This window comes from Granulicella aggregans, assembly GCF_025685565.1.
In the GTDB taxonomy this organism is placed as follows: Bacteria; Acidobacteriota; Terriglobia; order Terriglobales; family Acidobacteriaceae; genus Edaphobacter; species Edaphobacter aggregans_B.
Genome location: NZ_JAGSYE010000011.1, coordinates 1 through 1,604 on the forward strand (window position 1 = coordinate 1; position 1,604 = coordinate 1,604).

Below are 1,604 nucleotides of genomic sequence, written 5' to 3' on the forward strand. Positions count from 1 at the left end.
TGTTGTAGCTCATTAGAAATGACAGGGTGGCTAGCCCATTAGAAATGTCAGTATAGGCCTATCTGTTGAAGTACTTGTTGAATAATCCTTCGTCGTCGTGCGGTGCGTAATGTGGGAATCGACGTTCTTTGTCGATTTCCAAGGGCTGTGGGAAGAGAGGGAAACGGCTTTATGTTTTCCTCGCTTTCCATCAGGCCGTCATTTCCACCGCGGGCGCGGGGGCGGGGTCGGATTTTGGCACGTAGTCCGGCCCATAGACTCGACGCGGGTTCTTCTTGTATCCGCCCTTGTCGCTGTTCGTCTGGATCTTCTGTTCATGCTTGATGTCCTGCTGGGCCTTCACCGTGGCTAGTGCATGGCTGAGACGCTTGTTCTCGATGATGGCGGTGTGACTGACACGCTGGTCTTTGCTGAAGACGCGGTAGGGAAGTAAGTGGCCCTGCCAGCGAACCTCAAGCGGTCGATCGCTGAAGTCATAGACCTCGACGTACTGGCCGCCCAGCTTGTCAGCCACCTCGCTGCGTTCCAAGATGATCTGCCTGCGGTCGTAGGCCAGACTAAGCTGTTGGCTCACGTGGCGCTGTTCGCGATGACACAGGATGTCCGCAAGCCGAGGGGCCTGCACGTTCAGCCTGCGATGCATGTTCTCGGTCTTCGTAGCGGGGACCGAGAACTTCTCGTTGAACTGCTTCATGAACTGCGGAAGGAACAAGTTGCCGGCGTCCATGTCGCAGATGCCGGCCATACGCAGCTCCTTGACCAGCCGATCTTGCAGCGTGCGATTCGCCCGCTCCACGCGGCCTTTTGCCTGGCTTGAGTTCGCACAGAGGATCTCAATGTTGAGTTCTGCGAGTGCTCGTCCGAACTGCGTCATGCCCGACCCGCCCTTCGCATCCGGCCGGTTCACACGAAAGACCGTGTGCTTGTCGGAGTAGAAGGCGGTAGGGCAGCCGTGCGTTGTGAGATACCCGTTGAGGGCCTCGAAGTAGGAGTCCGTGCTCTCGCTGGGCACAAAGCGCAGTTGCATCAGCTTGCTGGTCGCATCGTCGATGAAGACCAGCAGCGTGCAAGGCTCGCCACGCTGCTCGAACCAGCGGTGGTCGCTACCGTCGATCTGGATCAGCTCACCATAGCTCTCGCGCCGAAGGCGAGGCTGGTGGAAGGTTCTGCGTTGAGTGCGTGACAGCCACAAGCCTTCAGCCATCATCCATCGCCTGAGCGTCTCCTTGCCGACGCGCAGCTGATGCTTATCCAGTAACACCTCGGTCGCGAGGGTCGGCCCGAAGTCGGCATACCTGGTCTTGACGAGCTCGACCGCATACTTCCGAATGCCTTCGTTGCGGCTCCGGTTCGATGTGCGACCTCGCGCCTTGTGGGTCAGCCCCGATCCGCCATCCACTTCATACCTGGCCAACAACCGGTAAGCCTGGCGCTCACTAACTGCCAGCACGGCTGCTGCCGCAGCCACCGTGCGACGTCCGGCCCGCACGTCGCTCAACACTTCAATCCGCCTAAGATCGCGTTCGCTCATAGAAATCCATGCCATCCTTAGACCCTGACATTTCTATCGGGCCAGACCATGACATTTCTAACGAGCCGCTACA

The 1,604-nt window shown here is 58.5% G+C and carries 1 pseudogene; it reads right to left on the bottom strand.

Going from position 1 to position 1,604, the window contains the following annotated elements:
- Positions 1-259 precede the first annotated feature (259 nt).
- Positions 260-1,546 (bottom strand): annotated as a pseudogene (locus tag OHL18_RS23135) (ISNCY family transposase); the annotation flags it as partial.
- Positions 1,547-1,604: the final 58 nt, after the last annotated feature.